Genomic DNA, 23,268 nt, shown 5'->3' on the forward strand with positions numbered 1-23,268 from the left:
AAGTTCAACCGCGGCGGGCGCGCCGGGGCACAGGAATTCACCTCCCGGCACTGCCGGCGGCACAGCGTGGCGGGCGCCGCGATTCGTGGGACCGGTGAAAGCCTCGGTAGTCTAGAGCAGCAGACAATGCACAACGTTGCGCTGCCCACATTCGAACCAGGAGATTTTGTGACCGCTGACCTCGTCATCGTAGGGTCGGGCTTTTTCGGCCTGACAATCGCAGAACAGGCCGCCACTGAGCTGGGCTTGAAGGTCGTCGTTATCGACCGCCGCCACCACATCGGCGGCAATGCCTACAGCGAGAAGGAGGAGCAGACCGGCATCGAAGTCCACCGGTACGGCGCGCACCTTTTCCACACCTCGAACGACCGCGTGTGGGAGTACGTCAACCGTTTCACGACCTTCACCAACTACGTGCACAAGGTTTACGGCGTCCATAAGGGCGAGGTGTACTCCCTCCCCATCAACCTGGCCACGATCAACCAGTTCTTCCGTGCGAACCTGACCCCGGGCCAGGCCCAGGACCTGATCAAGGAACAGGCCGGGGAACTCGCCGGCACTGACCCGCAGAACCTGAACGACAAGGGCATCCAGCTCATCGGCCGGCCGCTGTACGAGGCGTTCATCAAGCACTACACCGGCAAGCAGTGGCAGACGGATCCGAAGGACCTGCCCGCCGGCATCATTTCCCGGCTCCCGGTGCGCTACAACTACGACAACCGCTACTTCAACGACAAGTACGAGGGCCTGCCGACCAACGGCTACACCGCGTGGATCGAGAAGATGGCCGAGCACCCGAACATCGAGGTCCGGCTCAACACGGACTTCTTCGACGAGTCGCACGAGTACAGCAAGGACAAGGTCGTCGGCAACATCCCGGTCGTCTACACCGGCCCGGTGGACCGCTACTTCGATTACGCCGAGGGCGACCTCTCCTGGCGCACCATCGACTTCGAGGAGGAAGTCCTCGACGTCGGAGACTTCCAGGGAACGTCGGTGGTCAACTACAACGACGACGACGTCCCCTACACGCGCATCATCGAGCCGCGCCACTTCCACCCGGAGCGCGACTACCAGACGGAAAAGACCGTCATCATGCGGGAGTTCTCCCGCGCCGCCGAGAAGGGCGACGAGCCCTACTACCCGATCAACACCGCGGCGGACCGCGAACGCCTGCTCAAGTACCGCGATCTCGCGGCCGCGGAACGGGACGTGCTCTTCGGAGGCCGCCTCGGCACCTATAAGTACCTGGACATGCACATGGCCATCGGCTCGGCCCTGACCATGTTCGAGAACAAGATCCGCCCGCACTTCGAGGCCGGCGCCAAGATCGAAAGCGGAGGAGTGGACGCATGAGCGTAGCCGTGGAGAAATCGACACCGGCCAAGGAACTGCGCGCGTTCCGGACCGTCCACCGCGTCGTGCTGCCGGTTGACGGCGACACGGACGTTCTGCCGCTGTATGTCGATTTCAACCCGGTCCAGCGCGTCGTGCAGCTGTCCAAGCGCGCATTGCGGCGCGGCCGGATCTCGGCGCCGCCGACCGTTCCGGCCACGTCGCACCAGCACTCGGGCTTCATCACCGGGCGCAACAGCATGACGCTGCCGGCGTTCCGGAGGGTGTCGCTCGGTACCTACTTCAACGCCTTCCCCGCCAGCTACTGGCGGAACCACACCGCGGTGGACTCGGTACGGCTGACGGTCGACGTCGACGCCGAAGCGACGGTCATCGTGTACCGTTCCAGCCCCCGGGGCACGGCGAACCGGGTGGAGAGCACGCACGCATCCCAGGGCGGCGAAGTCACCTTTGACCTGCCGCTGAAGTCCTTTGTGGACGGCGGTTGGTACTGGTTCGACCTGGTGGCCCACGGAACACCGGTAGCACTAAAGAGCGCCGGATGGTCCGTTCAGGAGCCCGAAGGCTTCGTGCCCGGAACGCTGTCTATCGCGGTCACCACCTTCAACCGGCCCGACTACGCCCTGCGCCACATCGGCACGCTTGCCGGGGACGCCGGCGTCGTCGACATCCTCGACCGTTTCATCCTCGTGGACCAGGGCACCGACAAGGTCCGCGCCCAGCCGCAGTTCGAGGAACAGGCGGCGGTGCTCGGCGACCGGCTCAAGGTCATCGAACAGGGCAACATCGGCGGATCCGGCGGCTTCTCGCGCGGTATGGACGAGACCCTGAAAGACGGACGCAGCAAGTACGTCATGCTGCTGGACGACGATGTCAGCATCGAGACAGAGGGCATCCTGCGTGCCGTCAACTTCGCGGACTTCACACGGACTCCCACCATTGTGGGCGGCCACATGTTCAACCTCTACGAGCGCTCGGTACTGCACACCTACGGCGAGCAGGTGGACGACGGCCGCTACTTCTGGCGCCCGGCCGTGAACACCAAAGAAGCGCACGACTTTGGCGCCAGTAACCTGCGCACCACGCCGTGGATGCACCGCCGGATCGACGTCGACTACAACGGCTGGTGGATGTGCATGATCCCCACCTCAATCGTCCGCGAGGTCGGCTACGCCCTCCCCGTGTTCATCAAATGGGACGACGCCGAATACGGAATCCGCGCCAAGGAACATGGCATCACCACGGTGACCCTGCCCGGCGCCGCTGTGTGGCACATGCCCTGGAGCGAAAAAGACGACACCATCGACTGGCAGGCGTACTACCACCAGCGCAACCGGTGGGTGGCGGCGCTGAGCCACTCCCCGCGGAAGAAGGGCGGCCGGATGCCATTCGAAAGCATCGCGGTGGATGTCCGGCACCTGATCTCCATGCAGTACTCGGCCGTTGAAGTCCGGCTCAAGGCGCTGGAGGACGTGCTCAGCGGGCCGGAACACCTCCACGCCACGATTGCGGAGAGGCTGGACTGGGTCCGGAAGACCCGCGCTGGCTTCACCGACGCGCAGATCACCTCGGACCTGCACTCCTTCCCGCGGGTCCTCGGCTCCGGCGAAGTGGACGCCGACCACGAACCGAACTACGTGGCCGAGTCGCTCGTGCGCGCCGCAACCGGACTGCTGCGCCAGCTTCGCCCCGTCCGCGACGACGCAATGGCCAATCCGCAGGTGGCCGTTCCGGCCGTCGAGGCCCGCTGGTGGAGGCTGGCAAGCCTTGACTCGGCCCTCGTTTCGTCCTCGGACGGCAGCGGCGCCTCTTGGTACAAGCGTGATCGGAAGCAGTTCGGAAGCATGCTCCTGCGCACCGTCCGGCTCCACATGAAGCTGATGGCCGAATGGGACAACAACGCCCGCAGGTACAAGGACGCGCTCCCCGCATTCACCGGCCAGCAGGCCTGGCAGGAAACGTTCGCAGCTGTGTCGGTCGAAGATTACGAGAGGGGAGAAGCGAAGATATGACCGCCATTCCCTCCGGTGGAAACGCGGTGGTTTCGCCGCTGTCCACACCCGGCGAAGGGGCCGGTCTGCGGGACGTCTTCCGCCAGTGGTTCCTGCTGAAGCTCCTGGTCCGCAAGGAAATCAAGGTCCGCTACCGCGGCTCGGTCCTGGGCCTGCTGTGGTCCTATGTGAAGCCCCTGATGCAGTTCCTTGTCTACTACGTGGCGCTCGGCATCTTCCTGAACCTTCAGGGCAGCACCCCGAACTACGCGATCTATCTGTTCTCCGGAATCATCCTGGTTAACTTCTTCGTCGAAGTCCTTGGCAACTCGACGCGCTCGATCGTGGACAACCGGGACCTGATCCGGAAGATCTACCTGCCGCGGGAATTGTTTCCGGTCTCGACGCTCCTGGTGTCGGCCATCCACTTCCTTCCCCAGACGGTGGTCCTCATCGGTGCCTGCCTCCTGGCGGGCTGGGCGCCGAGCATCCTGCAACTGGCCGCCATTGCCCTGGCCTTCGTCATCGTAGCTATCCTGGCCACCGGGCTGGGACTCCTCTTCGGCGCCGCCAACGTCTACTTCCGGGACTCGGAAAACATTGTCGACATGATCCTCATGATCGTGACGTGGGCATCGCCGGTACTGTACGTCTGGACCATGGTTGAAAAGGCCCTCGGACCGTACTTCTTCCTGTACCAGCTGAACCCGATGACTGTCGGGGTGGAGATCTTCCACTGGGGCTTCTGGTATCCGACGCTTAACTCGGACCAGCTCGCAGCCGCCCCGGTCATGCACGGCCTCGCCTCCATCTGGGCGCCGGTGGCGCTCGGCGTCTCGCTGCTGGTCCTGTTTGTCGGCCAGTTGGTCTTCCGCAAACTGTCCGTCCGTTTCGCCCAGGAGCTGTGATGGCCGTGCAGGAGAAAATGCTGGCAATTACGTGCAAGGACGTACGGAAGAAGTTCGTCCTGCGGCACACCCGATCCCTCAAGGAGGCCTTGGTCTGGTTCGTCCGGGGGCGCAAGGGGGACATGTACAAGGTGTTCGACGCGCTGCGGGACGTCTCCCTGGATGTCCACCAAGGCGAGACAGTGGCACTGCTTGGCCTCAACGGCTCCGGCAAGTCGACCCTCCTCAAGCTCATCTCCGGCGTCCTGCAGCCCGACGCCGGAACCGTGCGTACCCGGGGCAGGGTCGCCGGCCTGATCGAGGTCGGGGCGGGCTTCCACCACGATCTCAGCGGCCGGGACAATGTCTACTTGAACGGCGCCATCCTCGGCATGTCGGAGAAGCAGATCAACGAGATGTTCGACTCGATCGTGGACTTCGCCGAAATCGGTGAGTTCATCGACACCGAGGTGAAGTTCTATTCCTCGGGAATGTACCTGCGCCTGGCCTTTTCGATTGCCGTGCACACGGACCCGGAGATCTTCCTGATCGATGAGATCCTGGCTGTCGGCGACGAACCCTTCCAGCGCAAGTGCATCGCGAAGATCAAGGAGCTGGCGGATGCCGGCAAGACGCTCTTTGTGGTGAGCCACGACCTCGACCTCGTCTCCACCGTCTGCGAGCGGGGGGTCCTCCTGGAGCACGGAAACGTGGTTCTCGACGGGCCGGTCGATGAAGTCGTGACGGAACTGCGGCGCAGGTCGGCTGCCGCGTCCTAGACCCGCTTTCCGCCGCCCACCGCTTTGAGGAGTTGCCACACAGATGTCCTGGTTTACGAGCCTGCCCTCGGTTCTGACGGCCGTCCTGGTGCTGCTCGTGCCCGGACTGGTCCTGGGCCGGGCCCTCGGGCTGAAGGCATTTGCCGTGGCTGCCTTGTCCCCGGTCCTGTCGATGGCGCTCGTGTCGGTAGCGGGCCTGCTCGCCCCGTTCCTGAAAATCCCGTGGTCGCTGTGGCCGGTTGCCGGCCTTACCGCCGTCGCCGTCCTCGGCGCGCTGGGTGTCCGGCGCGCGCTGCCGACGAAGTGGCGGGAGCCCCAYGGCGGGCGGGCGATCGACCAGCGCTTCTGGTGGGCACTCGGCGGCGCGGCCGTCGGCGGTGCCGTCATTTGCGCGCGGATGGTCGAGATCATCGGCTCGCCCGAGCACATCTCGCAGACCTTTGACAACATCTTCCACCTGAATGCCATCCGGTACATCGAGGACACGGGACAGGCGTCGTCGCTGACGCTGGGGGCCATGACCGGCGGAGGGTTCTATCCGGCCGGCTGGCATGCCTTCATCTCGCTGGTCACACAGACCTCGGCCGCGCCGATTCCCGTTGCCGTCAACGCCGGCAACATCGCCATCGCCTCGATCGCCTGGCCCCTGGGGTGCGTCTACCTCTGCCAGCAGGCCCTGGGCCAACGCAGGGATGCCGCAGTGATCGCGGGAATCCTGTCCGCCGGATTCGGGGCTTTTCCGCTGCTGATGATTCACTTCGGGGTTCTCTATCCCAACCTTCTTTCCCTCGCCCTGCTCCCTGCTTTGCTGGCGCTGGGCGTGCAGGCCCTGAAGCTTTCGGCGGTTCCGGAGCTTCTCGGCCCGCTGCCCCTGATCGTGCTGGTGCTGGCATCGGCCGGTGTGGCCCAGGCGCACCCCAGTACGTTCCTGGCCTTCCTGGCCTTCCTGTCGCCCGCCGTGCTGTACGTGTACGTGGTTTCGGTCCTGAAATGGCGCCGGGACTGGGCCGCGAACAAGCTCAGGTGCGTGGCCTGGAGCATCGCCCTCCTGGTCGGCGGCGCGGCGGCCCTCGGGCTCTGGATCCTTGCCCGGCCGTCCTTTGCGGCAGCGTTCTGGCCGCCGGTGCAGTCCATTCCGCGGGCGCTTCTGCAGGTCGCGGGCAATGCGCCCCTGGGTACCTCACCCGCCGTCGCCATCTCGGTACTTGCCGTGATCGGCGTCGTCCTAACCGCCCGCAGGCAACGGCAGTGGTGGCTGATTGGTGTCCTGCTGATCGCGGTGTTGCTCTTCGTCGCCGTGTCCAGCTTCCCGGCCGGCCGGCTGCGCTACCTCCTCTCCGGCAGCTGGTACAGCGACAGCTACCGGCTGGCCGCCCTGCTGCCGGTGGCGGTGATCGTGCCGGCGGCCGTGGGAGCGACAGCGGCCTGGACCTGGCTCCGGTCCCGGCTCGCCGGTGCGGGCAACGGCGCGCCAAGCAGCAAGGCGGCCCCGGCCGGGACGTTGCAGGCCCCGCTGCTGTCCAGGAAGCCCGTAAAGGCCACCGTCTCCGCGGTGGGCGCCGTGGCGCTCCTGGTCCTCACCCAGTTGGGCAGCGTTCCGGACATGGTCTCCCTCGCCCGCGGCAGCTATGCGCTGACGCCGGAGTCCCCGCTGCTCACATCCGATGAAGCCGCCGTCCTGGCCGAGCTGGACAAGTACGTTCCGGCGGACTCGGTGATCGCCTCGAACCCTGGAAACGGCAGTGCCCTCGCCTACGCGCTGGCGGACCGGCGCACCATGCAGCTGCACATCCTGATCAGCAAGGAAAACCCCGACGACAAAATCATCCTGGCGCGGTTGCGGAACGCCCGGACGGACCCGGAAGTCTGTCCCGCGGTGTCGCGGCTCGGCATCGGCTATGTCCTGGATTTCGGCACGCAGGAAGTCAACAACGAGCATCACCCAGCGCCCGGCCTGGCCGACCTTGAGAAGGCGGGCGTGGCCAGCGTGGTCGATCAGCACGGCGCGGCCAAGCTCCTGAAATTGACCGCATGCAGGTAGCGGGGCCGATCACTTTGCAAGCGATACACTCGGACCTGTCCAGCGGGCCCGCATCATTGTTCACCACCGAAATACTGAGGATTCAAATATGGGCATGACGCCGCTGAACGGACCAACCACCGGCAAGGCGATCGGCCGGCGCGGATTCCTTGCCGCGATTGTCGCCTTGCCGCTGGCGCTGCCCGCATGCAGCGCGAAGAAGGGAACCGAGACCGTCGCGGTTTCAGCCAGCGCGTTCCCCGTGAGCCTTTCGCACAGCTACGGGACGACGACGGTGGCCGCGCCGCCCATGCGCGTTGTTGCCTTGAGCAGCGCCGACGCCGATGCCTGCGCCGCGCTTGGCCTGGCTCCGGTGGGGATTTCCGGCTCCGCCTCGTCGCCGTGGTTCACTGCCGCGATGCGCGACATCGATGGCGCCCCTCCGTTCCTCCTGAGCGACAAGATCGCGCTGCCGCTCGATGACATCCGCAACCTTGACCCGGAAGTCATCTTGGCCGTCGGCGCCGGGATCAGCCGTGCGGACTACGACAAGCTGTCCCAGATCGCGCCGGTGGTGCTGCCGATGGAATCGGGTTCCGGCCCGGCTTGGCGTCAGGCGTCGGCCCTCTTAGGCAAGGCGCTCGGGCGCAGTGACGCTGCCGCCGAACTGCAGGCCAAGACCGAGGGGGCCATCAGGGACTCGGTGCGCGACTACGCCGGCCTCAAAGGAACAACTGTTCTCTTCGTGACAGTTTCTTCTGCTGATGGTGCCGATATCCAGGTGTCGTCGGAGGATTCCGTCGCGATGGGCATGCTCAAGGACTTCGGACTTGTGCCGGCCCCCTCGCTGGCTGCGGTCAAGCAAGAGGGACGTGCGCCGGGCGGCCAAAAATCGCCAGCCTCCTACGTGTGGCCGCATGAACGCGCCGACGAACTCGCCGCGGATATCCTGGTGGCGTCGGTCAGCCAGGACGACATGGCCACCCTGCGTGTGGGCGGCAAGATCCCGGCCTTGTCGAAGGCCCGGCAGCCCTCGCTGTTTTACGCCGCCGGGGTCGAGGACCAGGCACTCCGGTCAGGCTCGGCCCTGGGCGCCGCCTGGGCCAGCCGGAACATCGTTCCGGAGTTGGCCAAGGAAGCGTACTTCGAGCGGCAGCGCCAGGCAGCCAAAAAGTAGCTTGTAAGCAAAGAACCGGGCCGCGACGATAGTCGCGGCCCGGTTCTTTTTTGATCCTGTGGAAGAGCGGAACTTTCCTGCTACCCGCAGGCGGTGACCCGGAAAAGCCGGGCCCCGCCCACGGCCTTGACCAGCTTCATCCCAGGTGCGGTGTCGTCTGCAAGATCGCGGACGCCGACCAGGGGTTCTGCCCGCGGGGTGATCTCGGTGTTTCCGAAGTCGAGTGCCCAGTAAGCCTTGAGCGCCTTGACGGCGGGACACACCGCAGAGTTGTAGGCCGCTTCGTCCCAGTGGTCAAGCAACAGCTGCTCCTCCGGGGTTCGGATTCCGAAAATGTGCGGGGCCAGGGCACGGCGGCCGGAGAACGCATAGACCAGCGAGGCCCCGGTCCTGGGGTTGCCCACCACGACGTCGCCCTCGGGAACAATGTCCGCCACCTCCTTGAGCAGCGAGACCTCGTCCGTGGACAGCAGCGTGGACGTGGGCGTCGTGGTGAACGTGGTGCTGATGCGGTCCTGCACCCGGGACAGCGTCCCGCCCTGCGCTCCGATGCCCAGAACCAGGAGCACGGCGCAGCCCACGGCGATCCCGGAGGAGGCCGGCAAGCGGCCGATCAATCCTGCGGCCGCACGGGGACGGCCGGCCGCCCGCACCTTGGCCGAGGCGATCAGGGCGCCGGTCAAGGCCCGGACCCGCCAGACCACCCATTCCGCGCCCAGCACGACGACGGGGAGCGTCACCACCGGGAGCAGCGCGGCGAGCCTGAAGCTATCGGTGTACCAGACGCCGGTGAGGAAATCGCGGAAGGTGCCGTTGCTCCAGCTGGACACCACGAGGTACAGGACGCCACCGACGACGTACATGCCGCCGACCCACCAGTACCGGCGAATCTGGCGTGCCACGACGTAGAGCCCGATGATGGTCAGGACCAGCATGACCCAGGCGGCCGTGGTTCCCATCGGAGCACTGCCGAGGATTTCGCCGATGGCCCGTGCGTTGGTCTGGAACGGGGTCCACCCGGCGGCGCTGAGGTTGGGTCGGGCGACCATCCAGACGCCGGCCGTGCCCAGCAGGTATGCGACCGTGAAGGCCAGCCACAATTGCGGTTGCCGCTTCGACACGGAACCTTCCCGGGCAGCCAGCCAGGAGCGGATCAGGCGGCCGACGACTACGGGCGCGGAGAAGCCAAGAAGCGCCACCAGCGTGCTGGGGTGCGAGAGGGCGAGGCCCGGAACGGTGGCGGCCAGGGCCAGCACCGGTGCCAGCGGCGAGCCCGGGGGAGTCCGCGACATGCCGAGCGACTCGATGGCAAGGCCAAGGACGGCGGGAAGCAGGGCGATGGCGGCGTGGTTGGGGTAGAGGACGCCGAAGCCAACCATGAGGTATGGGAAACCGCTGAACCCGGCCGAGAGGATGCCCGCCGCCAGCAGCGGCATCGGCCGGTAGCCGACGATCCGGCTGATCAGGAAGAGGCAACCCAGCGGCCAGACGATGGCGCCGGTAACGATGGTCCCGACGTTAACTACTGCCATGACCGACGGTGCACCGAGCATCAGGACCAGGGCCATGGAGTCGTGCATGGCCGCCGGGTACAGTCCCTTGGATGCGGCCGTCAGGTTGCCGATAGTCAGCGTCGAGCCGTTCTGCGTATCGGCGATGTAGCGGACCGCGTTCAGGTGGTAGATATTGTCGAACGTCTCCGAGAAGCTGTCTGGGGATCCGAAGCCCACGACGTAGCGGAGGCTGATGATCGCGGCCGGGATGAGGACGGCGGCGGGGATCGCCAGGCGCGCCAGCCAGATTCCGGTGTCGGCGGGGGAGAGAGGGAAGTTCGCGCCCAGGAAGCCGGTGAAGCGGCTGCCCGCTTCCGCGGTGCCGGCGGCTTCGGTACCAGCCGCTGAACGACGACGGCGCCGGACGAGCCTGAATACTGCCACCGTTGCCGCAGCGAGCACGCTGACGGCAAAGTAGCTCACCGGGTTAAACGGGAGCTTCAGATACGGCAGGATGATGGCGATCGTCCCTGATACGGACGCCGATACCGGCGCGGCCAGGGCCACCAGGTTCAACCGGCGAAGACCGGCCGCTGCCAGGATCATCAAACCGGGAAGGAAGTAAACCAGCGCAGTTGCTGCCAGCGTAGGAAGCGTTTCCCACCAAGTCATTGATCAAGTCTCCTAAGTTCACAGCCAACCCTACAAGTATGCGCACCGGGCCACGAATCCGGCGGCGGGCACCCTGGCGGCCCGGAAGTGGAAACCGGCGGGCCGGAAAAGGGCGGCAGTTGCACGTTGCTATACTTTCAAACCATGGGTAACTCACAGCGTTCCGGCGTTTTAATCGTCATGCCGGCTTGGAACGAGGCCGAGGCCATCGGCAATACCATCCGGAAAGTCCTGGCTGTAGTCCCCCAACACGATGTTCTCGTCGTCGACGACGGCTCGAAGGACGACACTCCGAGGATCGCCCGGGAAGCCGGCGCTTCGGTCCTGCGGCTGCCTTTCAACCTGGGTGTCGGAGGGGCGATGCGGGCGGGATTCAAGTACGCGCTCCGCAACGGCTACAAGTCCGTGATCCAGGTGGATGCGGACGGCCAGCACGATCCCCACGACATCGACCGTGTCCTGGCCGGTCTGGAGCACGCCGACATTTCGATCGGGGCCCGCTTCGCAGGCAAGGGGAACTATGGTGCCAAGGGCCCCCGGCGCTGGGCCATGTTCTTCCTTGCCAAGGTCATCTCCGCGGTGGCCGGGACGCAGCTGACCGATGTCACCTCAGGATTTCGCGCCGCGAACGAAACCGCACTGCGGCAGTACATTTCGCATTTCCCGGCCGAATACCTTGGGGACACCATCGATTCACTGGTGGTGGCAGTCAAGTCCGGCTGCCGTGTGACCCAGGTGCCGGTCGAAATGAAGGAGCGCCAGGCCGGTACGCCCAGCCAGGGGCCCATCAAAGCATCCATTTATCTTGCGCGCTCGGGCCTCGTCCTGTGTTTCGCGCTGGCCCGCCGCCGGACTCCGCGCCCGGCCGAACTACATGCGCCGCTGTCCGGCGACATTGCCGGAGAGGGAAGTGCCTAAGGCATGAACGTTGCAGGTTCCTTGATTTTGTCCATCGTGATGGTGGCAGTAGTCCTCATAATGCTTCGCAACGGCCGGTTGCGGGAGAAGTACGCCATCCTGTGGCTGGTCATCGGCACGCTGACCATCATCCTGGGCATCTTCCCCCGACTCCTGAACTGGGCGGCAGCGCTGGTCGGCGTCGTCGTTCCGTCCAATCTGCTGTTCGCCCTGGCGATCCTGCTGCTTGTGGGCGTCAGCCTGCACGTGTCCCGCGAACTCACCATCCTTGAGGATGAGACCCGCATCCTCGCCGAGGAAGTTGCCATCCTGCGATCCTCCGTGGAACGACTCCAACGGGAATCCAAACCAATCCAGCCGACGGCAGGCGAGGCCGCAACGGCTTCCGCCGTGCCGCCAACCGAGAGAAGAAAATAGTGACAATTGACGTAATGTTCCCGTACTACGGGGACGTAGCCATGATGAAGGCTGCTGTTTCCTCCGTACTCGCACAGGACGACAAGGACTTCCGCTTCACGATCGTCGACGACGGCTACCCTGACGACACCCTCCCGGAGTACTTTGCCGGACTCGTGGCCGCCGACGACCGTGTCCGGTACTACCGCAACGAGGCCAACCTCGGCGCCAACGGCAACTACAAGAAGTGCGTGGGCCTGGTTGAGCACGACATCGTGGTCATCATGGGCGCCGACGACCTGATGCTGCCGAACTACATCAGCACGGTGCGCAAGGCCTTCCAGGACCCGGAAGTCAGCATTGTCCAGCCGGGCGTCGAGGTCATCGACGAGAACGGCGCCGTGTACCAGCCGCTGGGCGACTCCGTAAAGCAGTTCCTCCGGCACAAGCTGGTTGGCAAGACGTCGGAAGCGATCGTCTCCGGCGAAGCCATCGCGGAAAGCCTCATGGTAGGTGACTGGCTGTACTTCCCGTCCGTGGCCTGGCGCGCCGAGGCCATCAAGAAGCACGACTTCCGGCCGCAGTACGACGTCGTCCAGGACCTCGCGCTGGCCATCGACATCACCCTCAGCGGCGGCAAGATGGCCGTCGTCGACACGGTGTGCTTCCAGTACCGCCGCCACCGCGAGTCCGACTCCTCGGTCCGGGCGCTGGACGGCCGCCGTTTCGCCGAGGAGCGCGCCTTCTTCGACGAGTGCGTCCGCGATTTCACCGCCAAGGGCTGGACCTCGGCCGCCCGCGCCGCGCGCTGGCACCTGACGTCACGCCTGAACGCCGTGACCCTGACCCCGAAGGTGGTCTCGAAGAGAATGTGGCCCGGCCTGCGCAAGCTGGTCACGCACGCCGTCAGGCCCTGACCTCACCGCTCCGGCAGTGGCGCGGGCATCTGCCCGCAACGCGGAGCATTTGTTCCGGCGGTCGGCGGTGCAGCACGTGCTGGTAGGCTTGCTGGGGTGCTCCCTCGGCACACATTGTGTCGAATAAGCAAATAGACTTTTTATCTACATGAAAATCAAGGCGGTTTGAGAATGTCCCTACTGAGCGGCTCATCGGTACTGATCACGGGCGGTACAGGCTCTCTTGGCAAGGCCCTTATCAAGGAAATCCTGGATAACCACGATGTCCGCCGACTGGTAATCATCAGTCGGGACGAGCTGAAGCAGCACGAAGCACGGGCCATGTTCAACAATGACCCCCGCCTTCGTTGGTTTATCGGCGACATTCGCGACCGGCACCGCCTGGACCGGGCCTTCCACAAGGTTGACTACGTCATCCACGCAGCGGCACTGAAGCAGGTCGACACGGCGGAGTACAACCCGTTCGAATACGTCCAGACGAACGTGCAGGGCTCGCAGAACGTGATCGACGCCGCTATCGACGCCGGTGTCAAGAAAGTCGTGGCCCTGTCCACCGACAAGGCATCCAGCCCGGTGAACCTCTACGGCGCCACGAAGCTCTGCGCCGACCGGCTCTTCATCTCCGGCAACCACTACGCGGCCGCCTACGACACCCGTTTCTGCGTGGTCCGCTACGGCAACGTCATGGGATCGCGCGGATCGATCGTGCCCATCTGGAAGAAGATGCACGCCGAAGGAAAGTCGCTGCCGGTAACCGACGACCGCATGACCCGCTTCTGGATCACCCTGGAACAGGCCGTCAAATTCGTGCTCGATTCCTTCGAAATCATGCAGGGCGGCGAGCTTTACGTTCCGAAGATTCCGTCGGTGCGCATTACCGATTTGGCCAAGGCCGTTGACGACAATGCAGTGACCCACGAAATCGGAATTCGCCCCGGCGAAAAGCTGCACGAAGAAATGATTGCTGCCGACGACTCCCGCCGGACCGTCTCGGTCGGCGACCGCTACGTGGTCATGCCGCACCTCGGTGGCTGGGGCTACGAGGCACCCTCCGACGGGGTCGCGGTCAAGGACGGGTGGAGCTACCAGTCTGACGGCAACGAGGTCTTCCTTTCCGTGGAAGAGCTCCGCGCCATGTTTGAAGCGGAAGGGCTCTAGCAATATGCTCCCGTACGGTCGCCAGTCCATCGACGAATCCGACATCAAAGCGGTATCCGAGGCTCTTCGCAGTGAGTGGCTGACGACCGGACCGAAGGTTGACGAGTTCGAAGCCGCCATCTCGGATATTGCCGGCGGATCCCACGCTGTGGCAGTAACCTCGGGCACCGCCGCACTTCACGTCGCCTACGTGGCGGCCGGCATCAAGCCCGGCGATGAGATCGTCACCACGCCGTTGACGTTTGTCGCGACGGCTGCGACGGCGGCCATCGCCGGGGCCAAGGTGGTCTTCGCCGACATCGATCCCGCCACCGGCAACCTGGCACTCGACGCCGCGGCGGCGGCAGTCACACCGCGGACACGTGCGATTACCGCCGTGGATTACGCCGGTCTGCCTGTCGATGCCTCGGCGTTCAACCGGCTCGCGCACGACGCCGGAGCAGTCTTCATCGAGGACGCGGCGCATTCGGTTGGCTCCTCGCTGCACGGCGAGCCGGTCGGCAAGCTTGCTGACCTGACGACCTTCTCCTTCTTCCCCACGAAGAACATGACGACGGCGGAAGGCGGCGCGGTTGTCACTCCGCGCGAGGATCTCGCGCTGCGCGCCCGGCGGTTCAAGGGCCAGGGCCTCGTGCGGGAGAAGTCGGAGCTCCGGTACCCCGACGAGGGCGCCTGGCACCAGGAAGTGCACGAATTCGGACTCAACTACCGGCTCCCGGACGTCCTGTGCGCCCTGGGGATCAGCCAGATGGCTAAGCTGGACGGCTTCCGGAAACGGCGGCAGGAGATCCACGATACGTACAACGCCGCATTCGCGGGCAACGACAACCTGATGCTGCCGCAGACCACGGAAGGCGCTGCCCCGGCGTGGCACCTCTACCCGCTCCGGGTCGAGGCCAGCCGCCGGCGGAGCATTTTCGACGAACTCCGGAGCCGCGGCATCGGAGTGCAGGTGAATTACATTCCCGCCTACTGGCACCCGGTGTTTGAGGACCTTGGGTACCGCCGCGGCATGTGCCCCGAAGCGGAGCTGTACTACCAGCAGGAGATATCCCTCCCGCTGTACCCGGGCCTGACGGACAGCGAAGTAAACACCGTCGTCGATCAAGTTCTGGACGTAGTCGGATCGTGAAGGACGGACACTCACTTCGTGTCGTTGCGGTAATCCAGGCGAGGGTTGGTTCCTCCCGGCTGCCCGGAAAGGTCCTCCGGGACCTGGGCGGCAGGCCGGTGCTTGACTGGGTCGTGCGCGCAGCGCAGGCTGCGGCCGGCATCGACCAGGTCGTAATTGCCACGTCTACCGCGCCGGGTGACGACGCGATCGTCGAATTCGGCGATCGCCACGGGATTGAGGTGGTCCGGGGGAGTGAGGACGACGTCCTCAGCCGCTTCATCGGCGCTGCGGAATCGACAAACGCCGATGCTGTTGTCAGGCTGACCTCGGACTGCCCGCTCCTCGATCCAACAGTTATTGCCCAGGTCGTCTCGATCTGGCGCCACGACCCGGACCTTGACTACGTCTCAACCACGAAGGTTCGCTCGTTGCCCCGGGGCCTCGACGTGGAACTGGCGACCTCCGCTGCGCTGGCTCGGGCGAACGAGCGGACCGAGAGCTACCACCGTGCCCACGTGACGAGCGCCCTGTACGAGGAGGGCGCCGGATTCGACTGCGCGGCGTTGACCTTTTCGCCCGGGAGCTCGAATTTCCGCGTGACCCTCGACACCGCGGAGGACGCGGAACTGCTGGACGAGGTAGTCAGGTTGCTGCCGGACCAGCCGCCAGGCTGGCGCGACGTGGTGGCGGTCCTCCGGAGCCGTCCCGATATTGTGGCGCTTAACGCGCATATCGAACAGAAACCTCTGAACGAAGGCTAAAGTGCGCGTACTGCTGCGGTGTGACTCATCTAAGGCCCAGGGGCTGGGACACGTTGTGCGGACCATGGCGGTTGCGGAGGCCGCGTTAGCTGCGGGGTGGGACGTCGTATTCAGCGGCGATGTGGAAAGCGCCATGGGCCGCGAGCTTGTTGAGGCCCGCTGTCCGGTGCGGTATGCCCGGCCGGACAGCGCGGAGGATCTGGTGCAACTGGCGCGCGAGGCCGAGGCCGACGTCGTCCACATCGACACCTACGCCGAGCAAGGCGAAGCCAGGGCCCTGCTCAACGAGGCCGGAATTCTCCTCTCTTCGATGGAGGACGGGCCCTTCGGACGGCGGCCGGCCGACCTGGCCGTCGACCCGTCGCCGGCGGCCGAGACCCGCTACCGGCCCGCCGACGGTTCCCACCGCCTGCTGCGGGGCGCCGCCGCCATCCCGATCCGGGGTGCCATCCGGGCACTCCCCACGGCGTCGCCGAGGCCGGCGGACGCCGAGCCGGGAAAACCCAACATGATGATAGTCATGGGCGGCACCGACGCGAGGGACATGACAGCCCGCTGCTTGGGCTGGTGGGCGCAGACGGGAATTCCCTCGCGCTGCTTCGTCGTGTCAGCAGGGCGGCCGGAAGTGCCCGTGGCGCTGGGGGAGGGGCAGGAATTGGAGATCGTGCCGCCCGCCCTTGACCTCCCCAAGCTGTTTCCTTCCATGGATCTGGTGCTCAGCGGTGCCGGCACCACGACATGGGAACTCGCGGCCCTGGGCGTGCCGACGGCACTGGTGCAGCTGGTCGAGAACCAGGGCGACAACTACCGCTTCGCAACATCCGAGGGCATGGCCGCGGGACTGGGAGATGCCAGTTCGGGCGAGCTGGACGAGGGCCTGGCCACCGCGGGGCTCCGACAACTCCTCACAGACACTGAAAGCCGCGAACGCCTTTCCGCACGGTCGCGCGAACTCGTTGATGGCGCCGGGGCCGACAGGATTGTGGCCGCTTGGGCCGAGATCATTGAGGCTCCGCCGGGACTCAACGCCCGGCCCGCGCGGATCGAGGACGCCTCCCAGCTCTTCGACTGGCGCAACGAGCCATCGGTTCGAAAGGTATCCCGTACGAGGAACGAACTGTCGTGGGACTCGCACGTCGCCTGGGTTGCGGCTGCCGTCGCCAACCCGGAAGTTTGCCTGCTCATTGCCGAAATGGACGGCGCCCCCGCGGGCACGGTCAGGTTCCACGCCCTGGACCCCCTCAACTGGGAAGTCTCCATCACCGTGGGTGCCAGCATGCGCGGGCGGCGCCTGGCCGGCCCCATGCTCCACGAAGCCGAACGGTTCTTCTGCTCGAAGTACCCCGGGAAGACGCTGCACGCGGCCATGCTCGCGTCCAATCAGCCCTCACTGCGGCTCTTCCAGGCCGCCGGGTACACCGGAGGCCTGACCAGAATCGACAACGAAGACTGGTACGAGCTCACCAAGGCCGGCGACTGATCCACCCTCAGGAGGGTCCGCTGTCCACGCAGCACTGCAGCGGATTTATAGTCAGATACACCTGTGGCCCGGTCTTAGGGTGAACGTCATTGCGTTCACCCCGGGACCGGGCCACAGGCTTTTGATAAGACCTTACGGCCTAGACGACATCCCAGGTGAGCGGCGTTCCGGCTTCGCAGTCTTCCCGGAAGGGGCGTCCCATCACGGTTTCGAGCAGGGCGGGCTCAAGGCCGCCGGCGGGACGGATGGAGCGGACATTTGCGGGCGTGGCAATGTCGCCACGCTTCACGGGCTCCACAACGTAGAGCGAACGCTTCAGCCGGCGGCTTTCGGATTCTCCGGCCGTCTGGCGGATAACGGGGGAGCCCAGCGCTTCGTGCGCCGTCTGCGTCTCCCGCACCAGCGCCGTGAGTTCGTCGGGCTCCAGCGAGAAGTCCGAATCGACGCCGCCGTCGGCCCGGCTCATCGTGACGTGCTTCTCGATGACCGTTGCACCCAGTGCGACGGCAGCGACGGCCGCTCCGATTCCCATCGTGTGGTCCGAGAGGCCCACCTGGACGCCGAAGGCATCACGAATCACCGGAATGGTCCGCAGGTTGGATTCGGACGCGGCTGCCGGGTACGAGGAGGTGCAGGCCAGCACGATGATTTGTTCGTTGCCTTCTGCCCTGATCGTCTGGACAGCGGTGTCGATTTCGGCCAGCGTGGCGGCACCGTTGGAGAGGATGACGGGCTTGCCGGTCCGGGCCACGAGCCTGAGCAGCGGCAGGTCGCCGATCTCCAGGGACGCGATCTTGTAGAGCGGCGCGTCGAGCGATTCCAGCAGGTCGACGGCGGTGGCGTCGAACGGGCTCGAGAAGGGGATAAGTCCGTGCGAACGTGCGCGTTCGAAGATGGGGGCGTGCCACTCCCAGGGCGTGTGCGCCTGCTTGTAGAGCTGGTACAGGTTGCTGCCGCCCCACAGGGCGTGGTCTGCGCTGATGGAGAACTCCGGGCGGCCGGAATCAATCGTGATCGTGTCCGCCGTGTACGTCTGCAGTTTGACTGCCTGCGCCCCGGAGGCGGCCACCATGTCCACGATGTCCAGGGCCCGCTGCAGATCCCCGTTGTGGTTCCCGGACATCTCGGCAATGATGAAAGGCCTTTCGGCTTCGCCAATGCGTTGGGTGGCGACTTCAAAGGATGTACCCATTACAGACCTATCTGATTGTGCGATTTGTTGTCTTGTCGTGCCCGTCGGCCCACTACATCGATGCTAGCCCGCGTTTGCGCACCGCCCAAAAGACGATGCCCCCGGCCACTGCCACGACCGCGATCGATACGATGCCCACGTCGAGGGTGGTCGGCAGGGCCAAGTTGATGGCGGCTGCGGCGGTGGAGGCCAGCAAGGCCAGAACGAAGTTGCGCACCGGGACCGTGCCAGGCAACAGCCGGGACACGACGAGGTAATACGCTACGCCCAGCAGCGTGAAGACCAGGGCCTTGACTGCGCCCAGCTCCCAGAGCGTTCCTGACTGCGCGGGCAGCCAGGCTATCGCTACGCCGATCAGCAGGACGCTGGGCGTGACCCAGGTGTAGGCACCGGTCTTGTTCACCGCGAACGCCATGGACATTGTCAATAGGTAGAGCGCATAGCCGCAGGCCACGACCGGAAGCACGCGCGCGAGCTGGACGACGTCGTGGTCGATGCCCTTCAGGAGGAACATCCCGAGGGCCGCCGCGGATGATCCTGCCACCGACAGGGCTGCGGCGATGGCTGCCGAGTTGTTTCCCACGCTTCGTATTACGGCCTTGAGCCCGCTGTCGTGCGATGCCTCGAAGATCCGCGTCGTCCACACGTTGTTGAGCGCTGCCAGCACGGAAAACGGTCCGAGGGCGAACGCCGCCGCGGACACATAGCGGCCTGCGGTGGCGGTGTCCTGGAAATGTTGCACGAGGAAGGTGTCGCCTTGCATCAGCAACATGATTGCCAGGCTGTGGGGCAGGACCGGGAGGCCCAGGCGGAACGCCGCCTTGACCTCATCCCAGGCCTTGGACGGCCAGAGGGGCGGGGCCAGGGTCATTGCGGCGATCCCGGTGGCCAGCATGCCGACAGCAAATGCGCCCAGGTACGTTTCCGAGTTCGCGGCGATGAGCGATATGGCCGCCAACCCGAGCAGGTGGCAGCCGAGCGAGGCGGCGCCGCTCAGGATAACGAAGGCGAGCGCCTTCCGTTGGCTGCGCAGCACGGACTGGGAGCTGACGACGGCGCTGAGCAGTCCGGTGGCGACGATGGCCAGCGCAAACGTGGCGGCGGCTCCTCGGTCGGGCGTGATCAGGAAGTAGATGCCGGCCGCGGCAAGCGACAGAACCAGGCTGAGGATGATGTTGGCGCCGTGGATGGCCCGGGCGTGCGTGGGGCCGGTTTTAGGCGTGAAGTAGGCCTTGGTGATGGCCAGCGGCAGACCCGCGGACAAAATCACCTGGCCCACCTGCAGCAACACGGCCGCGAGACCGACCCTGCCCCATTGGGTTGAATCGAGAATGCGGATCGAGAAGGGCTGGACCAGCAGGGCGCCGGCACCCTGCAGCGCCGCTCCGAGCAGGTAGTAAATCGACTGCCGGCGTTGTGAAACGGGGCTGACGGTCAGTTCAGCCGACATAGTCGATGGCCGGTGCGACCAGGCCGTTGGACACTACCTTCGGGAGCCGGTCGGGAAGATGTTCCAGCGGGTCTTTCAGGAAATGCAGCGGACTCAGCTTGACCTCGTTGACCACCGCGCCCACCTCCCGCTTTTTCAGTCCCAGGATTGCCTGCGCCTTGGCAACGGGGGCGCCGATCCAGTAGTTCGCGAAGGGAAGGAAGCCCCGGGAGTCCCACCCCAGCAGCGAACGCAGTTCCTCCGGCGACCTCATGTAGTCGCGCCCGAGCTCGGCGTTTGCCACGTCTTGGAGAACCGACGTCGGGATCCCTTCGTCGTAGAACTCAGGCCAAAGCTCCTTGAGGTACGCCTCGGACGAGGTCTCCTGGATGCCGGCGATTTGGAAGTGGGGCCCGTAAATGCTGACGGGAGTTTCGACGGCCGCTGCGTAGACGAGGGCCGTGGCAAGCCGGTTCGACACGACCTTCTCGCTGTTGAGCAGCAGCCACATGATGCGGGCCAGGAACTGCGGATCCCGGCGTTCGCCGGCCGTGGTGATGTGGTGGCCTGCCTCGGTCCATGCCCGCAGGATCTCGGGCCGCTGAAGATCATCGATATGCAGGCAGACGACTGCTGGGCCTTCGCGGTCGAAAATTTCCTTGGCGTAGGCCGCCTGGTCCCCTTCCACGGAGAGCAGCCGGGTGCCGTGGAACGGGAAGACCACGGTTCCCAGCGTGCGGCGGGGAGCCGAGCCGCTGCGCTGGACCATGTCCGCAAGGTACAGCGCGGGCGAGCCGATTGGCGTGCTCGCAAAGCCGGTTTCCCTGATGGATTCCTCCTCGGACCAGCCCCGTGACGAGTGGGTCCAGGTGAAGAGGTTGCCCTTGGGGGCGGAGCCGGCGAGATCCGCAAAGTGGGTGCGGATGGGTGTGACCGGCGTCCAGCCGTGCTGGAGCAGTCCCGCGAAGTGGCGGGGGCGGTCCAAGCCTGCGTGGGCGGCGAGTACAGCGGAATGGCCGTAGAAGTGGTTCTGGATGTCCATTCCGGACGGGGCTCCTTCAGGATAGGACGACGGGCAGCCGAAAACCGCTGCCGCGCGCGCTGGGGGACGCCTTATAGACTACGGCATCGGCACACACGGCGGGTTCCGGCCCGGCCCGGCTAGCTCGTGCCGCCGCCGATCAGGATGCTGCGGAAGGCGCCGTTCACCCCAACCGCGTACATCCACAGGGAACCGGCCCCGTCCCTCGCGAGCAGGTTGACGGTCCTGCTGCCGGAGAAGTCTCCGACGACCGAGATGGATGTCATTCGGTCCCAGCCATTCCCAATCAGGGTCCGGCCGAGGAAGCCCCCGGAGCCGTCGCCCTTGTAGAGCCAGAGCGCCCCCGCAGGGGTCCTGGCGAGGAGGTCGGGCTTGCCGTCACCGCTGAGGTCGCCGGCTCCCGTCACGGCGTTGAACACGGACCAACCGGACCCGATCACGCGCCGGGTTCCGAACCCGCCGGCGCCGTTGCCGGGATACAGCCAGAGCTTGCCGTCCTTGGACCGCGCGATCAGGTCGCGGCGTCCGTCCCCGGACCAGTCGCCGGGAGCGACGATTTTGTCGAAGACATCCCAGCCGCGGCCAATGGACTTCCGTGGCTTGAAGCCGCCCGCGCCGTCGCCTGGGTAGAGGTAAAGGATGCTGTCCTTGCCGCGGGCTATCAGGTCCCGTTTGCCGTCGCCGTCGAAGTCGCCGGCGCTGACAATGTCCGCGAAGATATTCCAGCCACTGCCGATTTGCCTGCGCGGAAGCCAGCCGGCGTGTCCGTTGCCCGGATAGAGGTAAAGGTTGCCGTCGTTGGCCCGAGCGAGCACGTCGGGGAGGCCGTCGCCGTCGAAGTCGCCGGCTTCCCACACGGCTGAAAACGACCCCCAGCCGGCGCCCACCTGCAGTCGGCTGAGGAATCCGCCGGCACCGTTTGCCAAGTAGGTGCTGAGCCGGCCCGATGCGTCGCGGGTCAGGATGTCATCCTTGCGGTCCCCGTTCAGGTCCTGCCCGCCGACGACGCCGGTGAAGCCGGCCCAGCCTTTGCCCACCAGTGACCGCGTCTGGAAGCCGCCGTTGCCGCGCCCGGGGTAGAGGAACAGGTCGCCGTCCCGTGTCCGGGCGAAGGTGTCGGCGAATCCGTCAGAGTTGAAGTCGCCTGCCTCAGACAAGGACATGAAGATATTCCAGCCCTGCCCTATGGCAGTTCGCGGCAGGAAACCGCCGGTCCCGTTGCCCGGGTACAGCCACAGCGTGCCGTCGGTGCCGACGGCCATCAGGTCATTGGCCTTGTCCCCGTTGAAGTCGCCCGCACTCGTGATGAGGGAGAATCCGTTCCAACCGCTGCCGATCTGCCGGCGGGGGAGGACGGCGCCGTTCCCGGTTCCGGAATAGAGCCACAGGTTTCCGTCGACGGAGCGGGCCAGCACATCGCCCGCTCCGTCGCCGTCGAAATCGCCCGAGGCCACGACGGCGTCGTAGATCGTCCATCCGTTGCCAATGGTTGTGGCCGCGCCGAAGCTTCCGTCCCCGTTGCCCGGCTGCAGCTTYAGCGAGCCATCCTGGGCCCGTGTCAGGAGATCTGCGTGGCCGTCTGCCGTCATGTCGCCGGCCGACATGGATAGGACCGAGTTATTGAAGTCCCCCTTCGCGAAGCGCTGCAGTTGCGCGAGCGTGCCGTTCCAGACGTTCGAGTCCCCGCTGTTGGCATAGGGGCCGGTGCTGCTGAACTGCCAGATGCTGTAGGTGCTCCAGCTCGCCGGAATGGGTCCTGCATTGTTCGAGGGCGAGGAAGGGTAGGAAGCCAGCCAGAGCGGGTTGTCGCCAAAGCCGAGGGGGTTTCCGACGCAGTCCTTCCACCAGTAGTTGCCGGTGTAGATGACGGGAAGCCGTCCCGTCAGCGCCTTCATGGTGTTGCTGAAGTCGCGGGCCCAGGCAGTCAGCGCGGAGGGGGACATGTCGTAGCAGATGTTGCCCTGGTAGTAGCCGTTGATGGTTCGTCCTGCGTAGGGGTTGCCCTCGAAGTCGAGGACCGGCGGCATGGTGTAACCGTCGCTGGACCAGCCTCCGCCGTTCCTGACGAAGATCCTTGCCTGGTCGGCACCGGACGACGCCGCCGGGTTCGCAAAGTGGTAGGCACCCCGAATGAACCCGGCGGACCGGGAACCGCCGTACTGCGAGCTAAAGATGGGATTGGTGTAGTAGTTGCCCTCGGACGCCTTGACGTAGGCAAACCGGGCGCCGAGGTTCCACTGTTGCTTCCAGTCGATAGACGGCTGGTGCTCGCTGACATCCAGGCCGTCCACACCGAACGTCGGCGTCCAGGTGCCTTCCGTGGTCAAAGCCTGGGTGCTCGCCTTGCCGCCGTCGGCGGCGTTCCGTCCGGCCCCGCCCATCTCCGCGCCGCCGGAGCGGGTTGCCGCCGCCATGGCGGCGCGGTAGGCCTCAGATGACCGGTCGACAGTTACCGGAGTGGAGCTCGGGGTCGGCGACGGCGTTGC

18 protein-coding genes are annotated in these 23,268 nt (G+C 65.6%); 13 read left to right on the forward strand and 5 right to left on the reverse strand.

Translation table 11 applies throughout. The features are described from left to right. Positions 1-168: 168 nt before the first annotated feature. From glf to AC1DK9_RS04630, 6 genes are all read left to right on the forward strand, one after another. On the forward strand, positions 169-1,356 hold the full coding sequence (gene glf, locus AC1DK9_RS04605) for a UDP-galactopyranose mutase (protein ID WP_476863215.1): 1,188 nt from the start codon (positions 169-171) through the stop codon (positions 1,354-1,356). Beyond that, complete coding sequence (locus AC1DK9_RS04610; RefSeq protein ID WP_476915131.1) at positions 1,353-3,368, forward strand: glycosyltransferase; 2,016 nt, start codon at positions 1,353-1,355, stop codon at positions 3,366-3,368. Before glf ends, AC1DK9_RS04610 begins: the two co-directional genes overlap by 4 nt. After that, on the forward strand, positions 3,365-4,255 hold the full coding sequence (locus AC1DK9_RS04615) for an ABC transporter permease (protein ID WP_476863135.1): 891 nt from the start codon (positions 3,365-3,367) through the stop codon (positions 4,253-4,255). The genes AC1DK9_RS04610 and AC1DK9_RS04615 overlap by 4 nt, the downstream gene beginning before the upstream one ends. Before the next feature lie 17 nt (positions 4,256-4,272). Further along, positions 4,273-5,013: an ABC transporter ATP-binding protein gene (locus AC1DK9_RS04620; protein ID WP_476915132.1), complete on the forward strand. Its 741-nt coding sequence runs from the start codon at positions 4,273-4,275 to the stop codon at positions 5,011-5,013. 43 nt (positions 5,014-5,056) lie between these two features. Beyond that, positions 5,057-7,054 carry a DUF6541 family protein gene (locus AC1DK9_RS04625; protein WP_476915133.1) on the forward strand — a complete coding sequence of 666 codons (1,998 nt, stop codon included), beginning with the start codon at positions 5,057-5,059 and terminating at the stop codon, positions 7,052-7,054. A gap of 94 nt (positions 7,055-7,148) precedes the next feature. Beyond that, entirely contained in the window at positions 7,149-8,210 is a 1,062-nt protein-coding gene (locus tag AC1DK9_RS04630; RefSeq protein WP_476915134.1) for an ABC transporter substrate-binding protein, read from the forward strand. Between the two features lie 80 nt (positions 8,211-8,290). Here the strand turns inward: AC1DK9_RS04630 and AC1DK9_RS04635 are convergent, their stop codons facing one another. Beyond that, complete coding sequence (locus AC1DK9_RS04635; protein ID WP_476915135.1) at positions 8,291-10,375, reverse strand: DUF6541 family protein; 2,085 nt, start codon at positions 10,373-10,375, stop codon at positions 8,291-8,293. Positions 10,376-10,519: 144 nt separating this feature from the next. On the opposite strand from AC1DK9_RS04635, the gene AC1DK9_RS04640 reads away from it, so the two are divergent. The 7 genes from AC1DK9_RS04640 to AC1DK9_RS04670 all read left to right on the forward strand — a co-directional run bounded on the left by AC1DK9_RS04640 (position 10,520) and on the right by AC1DK9_RS04670 (position 17,119). Next, positions 10,520-11,293 carry a glycosyltransferase family 2 protein gene (locus AC1DK9_RS04640; RefSeq protein WP_476863140.1) on the forward strand — a complete coding sequence of 258 codons (774 nt, stop codon included), beginning with the start codon at positions 10,520-10,522 and terminating at the stop codon, positions 11,291-11,293. Between the two features lie 3 nt (positions 11,294-11,296). Continuing rightward, positions 11,297-11,710, forward strand: coding sequence for a DUF2304 domain-containing protein (locus AC1DK9_RS04645; RefSeq protein ID WP_476863141.1), 414 nt, complete (start codon positions 11,297-11,299; stop codon positions 11,708-11,710). Then, complete coding sequence (locus AC1DK9_RS04650) at positions 11,710-12,606, forward strand: glycosyltransferase family 2 protein (RefSeq protein WP_476863142.1); 897 nt, start codon at positions 11,710-11,712, stop codon at positions 12,604-12,606. The genes AC1DK9_RS04645 and AC1DK9_RS04650 overlap by 1 nt, the downstream gene beginning before the upstream one ends. 171 nt (positions 12,607-12,777) lie before the next feature. Further along, complete coding sequence (gene pseB, locus AC1DK9_RS04655; RefSeq protein WP_476863143.1) at positions 12,778-13,764, forward strand: UDP-N-acetylglucosamine 4,6-dehydratase (inverting); 987 nt, start codon at positions 12,778-12,780, stop codon at positions 13,762-13,764. A 4-nt stretch (positions 13,765-13,768) separates the two neighbouring features. Further along, positions 13,769-14,896 (forward strand): UDP-4-amino-4,6-dideoxy-N-acetyl-beta-L-altrosamine transaminase, encoded by a 1,128-nt coding sequence (gene pseC / locus AC1DK9_RS04660; protein ID WP_476863144.1) that lies wholly within the window; start codon positions 13,769-13,771, stop codon positions 14,894-14,896. Continuing rightward, positions 14,893-15,639, forward strand: a complete 747-nt coding sequence (locus AC1DK9_RS04665; RefSeq protein WP_476915136.1) for a cytidylyltransferase domain-containing protein — start codon at positions 14,893-14,895, stop codon at positions 15,637-15,639. Before pseC ends, AC1DK9_RS04665 begins: the two co-directional genes overlap by 4 nt. A 64-nt stretch (positions 15,640-15,703) precedes the next feature. Next, on the forward strand, positions 15,704-17,119 hold the full coding sequence (locus AC1DK9_RS04670; protein ID WP_476915137.1) for a GNAT family N-acetyltransferase: 1,416 nt from the start codon (positions 15,704-15,706) through the stop codon (positions 17,117-17,119). A 139-nt stretch (positions 17,120-17,258) separates the two neighbouring features. Here the strand turns inward: AC1DK9_RS04670 and pseI are convergent, their stop codons facing one another. From pseI to AC1DK9_RS04690, 4 genes are all read right to left on the reverse strand, one after another. Further along, a complete protein-coding gene (gene pseI / locus AC1DK9_RS04675; RefSeq protein WP_476863147.1) occupies positions 17,259-18,311 on the reverse strand; it encodes a pseudaminic acid synthase in 1,053 nt (350 codons plus the stop codon). Positions 18,312-18,363: 52 nt separating this feature from the next. Further along, positions 18,364-19,761 carry an oligosaccharide flippase family protein gene (locus AC1DK9_RS04680; protein ID WP_476915138.1) on the reverse strand — a complete coding sequence of 466 codons (1,398 nt, stop codon included), beginning with the start codon at positions 19,759-19,761 and terminating at the stop codon, positions 18,364-18,366. Then, positions 19,751-20,782, reverse strand: coding sequence for a hypothetical protein (locus AC1DK9_RS04685; RefSeq protein ID WP_476863149.1), 1,032 nt, complete (start codon positions 20,780-20,782; stop codon positions 19,751-19,753). Before AC1DK9_RS04685 ends, AC1DK9_RS04680 begins: the two co-directional genes overlap by 11 nt. 119 nt (positions 20,783-20,901) lie before the next feature. Next, positions 20,902-23,196 (reverse strand): FG-GAP-like repeat-containing protein, encoded by a 2,295-nt coding sequence (locus tag AC1DK9_RS04690; protein WP_476915139.1) that lies wholly within the window; start codon positions 23,194-23,196, stop codon positions 20,902-20,904. Between the last annotated feature and the right edge of the window lie 72 nt (positions 23,197-23,268).

It is taken from the genome of Arthrobacter sp. 01T414, assembly GCF_056398965.1.